Genomic DNA, 4,287 nt, shown 5'->3' on the forward strand with positions numbered 1-4,287 from the left:
GCATTCCACTGTGCGGGGGCGGCGGGCGCGACGACGCACATGTCGGTGGGGGCGTCGTACACCGTTCCCGGACCACACTCGGCGGCGGTGCCGATCGCCGGCGCGAGGGCTGCCGACGCCGCGGCCAATCCCGCCGCCGTCGCAGCAACCGCTGTGCGCCTGACCCCGGCGATCATCTCGAATCGGTCTACTCGGGCGACTCGGGCGACTCGGACTCGGGATCCGTATCAGTCACCGCATCGAGGACGCTGACGTCGATGCCGTAGGGCAGGAACCGCACACTGCGGTTCGGATCGGTGTTGAGCTTGTTGGCCCGCAGCGCCTCGAGTTCGTTCCGGTAGACCTGCTCGACGTGTGCCTTGCCGGTTGCGTCGGCGATGTAGATGGCCCAGACGCCGTCTCCGGCCTCACCGGCGGTCTCCGGCTGCGGGCGGGGCCTGGCCGTCGGGCGGGCGAACTGGTCGAAGAGCATGCCGAACCCGGCCCGCTCCGGCGAAGCGTTGAAGAACCGGCCGACCTGCTCGAAGGCGCTGCGCAGACCTTCGCCGGTCTCGCGCACGACGCGGTCGAACTCCTCAGGATCGATGCCGAACGGCCCGTTGTTGTCCATGACCCCAGTGTGCGCCGGGTTTGCTGTCGGTGTCGACGTGTTGGCGATACGCCGCCAGCGAAATGGGCTTACAGAGCGGTGAGCGGCAGCGACCGGCGTGGCCGGAACGCGAACGTCGCGCCGCGGCTGACTTTGGTCACCTGAACCTCGGGGCAGTCCGCCAGCGCGCTGCCGGTCGACTCGGCCTCGGCGGTCCAGTCGGTGGTCGAACCGCTGATGCGCACCCGCAGGTGCGGGTCGACGCCGGTGGCGATGGCCTGAAGCGCTTGCGGAGCGTCCGGACCGCCGTCCGGACCGCCGTCCGGACCGCCGTGCGGACCGCACAGTGCGATCCAGGCCCCGTCGTCGTGGGCCGGCGAGCGCCGCACCCGCAACCGGCCCGCCTCGACCTCGGCGACGACATAGCCGGACGGGTTGAGCAGCGGGTGCAGGCGCAGCACCGCGGCCAGACCGTCGAGACCGGCGGGAAGACGCAGGGCGCGGTGAATCCGCTCCGCGGCGACTCCGGCGATGCCGGTGAGTTGCCTGGTGCAGATCGACCGCACCAGATCGGCGTCGGCGGCGGCCCGTTGCGCCACCGCCTGCACGAAGGACAGGTTGAGCAGATGCATCTGCAGACACACCTCGTCGGCGATGCGCACCAGCGCCGAATGCGAGAACGCCCCGAAGTCGACGTCGGACAACAGCGGTCCGCTGTAGTCGGCCAAGCCGTCGTCACCCGGGTCGATGGGTGCCAGCTCCCACGTGGCGGCCCGGGTGGCGGCGATGCGGGCCAGCGCGGGGATCGGCTGTGCCTCCGGGTTGGACTCCTCGATGCTCACCGTCCAGGCGCAGTGCGGTGTCCGGCCGGCCGGCCGGCGCGGCGGCCGGTGGATGGGCCGCACCCGGGCCCTGGGGTTCGTGGCCACCGCGGTGGCGTCGAAGGTGGGGTCCTCGATGTCGTGACACATGCCGGTGACGTAGTCCGGTCCCATCGGTTCGACGTCGAGCAGCGCACCGCAGTGGTCCAGACGGAACTCGCCGTGCCAGCGGTCGTGAACGGTGAAGCGGAAGTCCATGAACTGCGGCGGGGCGCCGATGTCGAACTGCAGGCCCTTGAAGATGGTGATGACGTCCTCGCCCTCGTAACGCAGGGCCCTCTGCATGCGCCTGGTGTAGAGCGGGCTCGAACCCGCCCACTCCTCAATGGCGATCCGGAGCATCTCCTCGCGCCCGAAAGCCGCTATGCACCAAGCCATTCCGGACCGGTCGATCAACTGGCCGATCAGCAGCAGCTCGGGAACCACAACGGCGAGTTCGGCACGTGACAACCCCGCGAAGCGGCTGGGCGACAAGCTCACCCGTTCAAACCTAGTCCACCCGCCCCGGAGTGTGCTGCAATGGCGGGCATGGCTGACCTGGAAGCGATCGAGGCGATCAAGCGGGTGAAGTACCGCTACCTGCGGGCGCTGGACACCAAACACTGGGACGACTTCGCCGACACCCTGACCGACGACATCGCCGGCGACTACGGCTCGTCGCTGGGCAAGGAGTTGCATTTCACCAACCGAGCCGAACTGGTCGAGTTCATGCGCACCGCGATGCCGGCCGGGGTGCTCACCGAACATCGGGTGACCCATCCCGAGATCACCCTCGTCGACGGCGACGAGGCCGAGGGCACCTGGTACCTGCAGGACCGGGTGATCGTGCCGGAGCACAACTTCATGCTGTTCGGCGCGGCGTTCTACCACGACCGCTACCGCAAGACGCCCGACGGCTGGAGGATCTGCGCAACCGGCTACCAGCGCACCTACGAGGTCGCCCAGAAACTGGAGGGCAAGGTGACGCCGGGGCCGGCGCTGGCGTGACTACTGGGCGATCGCGATGACCGCACCGGGCTGCAGCCATCGGATGATCTTGACCAGGGTGGCGTCGTCGACGGCCACGCAGCCGGCGGTCGCTCCGCCGTTGCTGGTGTGGACGAAGAACGCACCACCGTCACCGGGGATGCGTTCCTTGTTGACGCCCATCACGATGGCGTGGGCGTACGCCGGGATGAACAGGTTCTCGGTCCCACTGGCCGGTGAGGTGTCGAACGGGCAGTCGGCCTGCTTGCACACCTGCATCGTGTTGTAGGTCGGCCCCTGCGCCGACCACCAGTAGTCCGGGGTGGTCTGGAAATACTTCAGGCCGCCCCCGGGACTGGGCTGCGTTCCGAAGGCGAAGTCCAGGGAGTACACGCCCATCGGGGTCGCCGGGATGGTGTCGCGGGCCTTGGGCGCCAGGCCGGCCGAGCCGATGTTGGTGGGAATCCCGGTGCCGATCGCCTGCCATCCGGTCGCGCCGCGTTGCCAGACGTCCATCTTCGCCGTCGACCCTCCGGTACCGACGACGGAGAGAACCTGGGTGGCATTTCCGACCTGGGCGGTGAACCAGGGAGTGTCGGCCTGGCCGGCCGGCGCGGAACCGACCGCGGCAACGGCCATGCTCAGGACAGCCGCCATCGAGAACGGGAATCGGCGCATGGGCTCATGGTCCACGGGCGCTTCGGCGAGGGTCAAGTCAAGGTTCGGGCACAGTTGGGCGCGCTTGAGGTGACGGGATTTCGGCTATCCGGGATCCCGGACCGGGCGAGCCGAGGTCTGGACGTCGTAAAACGGCTTTGAACTGCTTTTACCGGTGATCTGACCGGCTGGGAAACGAGAGGTGAATGGCACTGCGGCAAACACGAAGCTACCATCCGGGCATGGCCCAGCCCCCTCCCGGCGACCCACTGGCCGGTCTGTTCGGGTTACTCGTCGGCCACCAGTGGCCGGGGCGGGCCGCCGTGACGTCGACCCTGTCGGCGTCGGCCGCCCGGGCGGCGACCGGAGCCAGCCACGATGACTACGCCGACGTGCTGCAGTCGATCCGCGGGCTCGCGCTTCGGAGTCAGCGGGGAGTCACCGCCGAGAACATCGAGGCATCCTTCGGCGCCGGTGAACACCACATCAGGGAGATCGCCGAGCGAAACCGGACGAAAGCCGGCGCGTACGACTGCGCGCACCGGTCGGCTTCCCAGTTGCGCAGAGACTTGACGGACATCGCCCGGAGGGGCGAGGCCGACATCCGCGAGATCGCGCGCTCCGCTGCCCCGGTCGAGCAGAGGATCAGCGCAATCGCCGATGTCGTCGCCGAATGTCAGGGACTTGCGAACGGCAAGGCCGCCCAGCAGGCGGGCAGCATCCTGAACGCGATTCAGAACGTTCTCGACGCCGAGGGAAGCGCTGTCTCGGCGCGCCAGTTGGCCCGGCAGGGCGGTGTGGAGTTGCACACGGCGTTCACGTCCCGCAGTACCGATGAGATCAGAAGCCGGGTTACGAGCCTGCTGGAGGACTCAACGGCCGCACCCGCCACCGCCGCGCCGGGGGCGATCGAGGCCGCGCCCTCGGTCTCACCCGGTTCGGAAACCGGGATCGGCGGAGTCGGCACCGGCGGCCCATCGGTACCCGCGACCGGAGCGGGCGCCCGGGCCGCCGACAACACCGGCCACCGCGCCGGCGTCTCGGCATCCGGACACCTCCCCTGGCCCCGACCGGCCTCCCTCCTCCCCGACGCTCCCTCGGCGCCGACTCCGGGTACTGGGACCGCGCATGCCGTCGTCGCGGCGCCGCCCGACCCCGCGCCGACACCCGCCGGCGCGGTGGCAGGTGTTGTCG

4 protein-coding genes and 1 pseudogene are annotated in these 4,287 nt (G+C 69.5%); 2 read left to right on the forward strand and 3 right to left on the reverse strand.

The genetic code is table 11. The features are described from left to right. Positions 1 to 187: 187 nt before the first annotated feature. Together ACKOQ4_RS17445 and ACKOQ4_RS17450 are read right to left on the reverse strand one after the other, a co-directional pair. Entirely contained in the window at positions 188 to 610 is a 423-nt protein-coding gene (locus tag ACKOQ4_RS17445; protein WP_526293849.1) for an Rv0313 family protein, read from the reverse strand. A gap of 68 nt (positions 611 to 678) precedes the next feature. Then, positions 679 to 1,944 (reverse strand): hypothetical protein, encoded by a 1,266-nt coding sequence (locus ACKOQ4_RS17450; RefSeq protein WP_526293852.1) that lies wholly within the window; start codon positions 1,942 to 1,944, stop codon positions 679 to 681. A gap of 45 nt (positions 1,945 to 1,989) precedes the next feature. On the opposite strand from ACKOQ4_RS17450, the gene ACKOQ4_RS17455 reads away from it, so the two are divergent. Next, on the forward strand, positions 1,990 to 2,457 hold the full coding sequence (locus tag ACKOQ4_RS17455) for a nuclear transport factor 2 family protein (RefSeq protein ID WP_526293850.1): 468 nt from the start codon (positions 1,990 to 1,992) through the stop codon (positions 2,455 to 2,457). On the opposite strand, the gene ACKOQ4_RS17460 is transcribed toward ACKOQ4_RS17455, so the two are convergent. Next, complete coding sequence (locus ACKOQ4_RS17460) at positions 2,458 to 3,114, reverse strand: L,D-transpeptidase family protein (RefSeq protein ID WP_526293851.1); 657 nt, start codon at positions 3,112 to 3,114, stop codon at positions 2,458 to 2,460. A gap of 221 nt (positions 3,115 to 3,335) precedes the next feature. Here ACKOQ4_RS17460 and ACKOQ4_RS17465 point away from each other — a divergent pair. Beyond that, positions 3,336 to 4,287: pseudogene (locus ACKOQ4_RS17465) on the forward strand (hypothetical protein); the annotation flags it as partial.

This window comes from Mycobacterium sp. (assembly GCF_046095365.1).
Classification (GTDB): Bacteria; Actinomycetota; Actinomycetes; order Mycobacteriales; family Mycobacteriaceae; genus Mycobacterium.

Excerpts from the sequence above, each read along its gene's own strand:
- ACKOQ4_RS17445 (WP_526293849.1), bottom strand. The coding sequence starts at position 610 with ATGGACAACAACGGGCCGTTCGGCATCGATCCTGAGGAGTTCGACCGC.
- ACKOQ4_RS17460 (WP_526293851.1), bottom strand. The coding sequence starts at position 3,114 with ATGCGCCGATTCCCGTTCTCGATGGCGGCTGTCCTGAGCATGGCCGTT.
- ACKOQ4_RS17455 (WP_526293850.1), top strand. The coding sequence starts at position 1,990 with ATGGCGGGCATGGCTGACCTGGAAGCGATCGAGGCGATCAAGCGGGTG.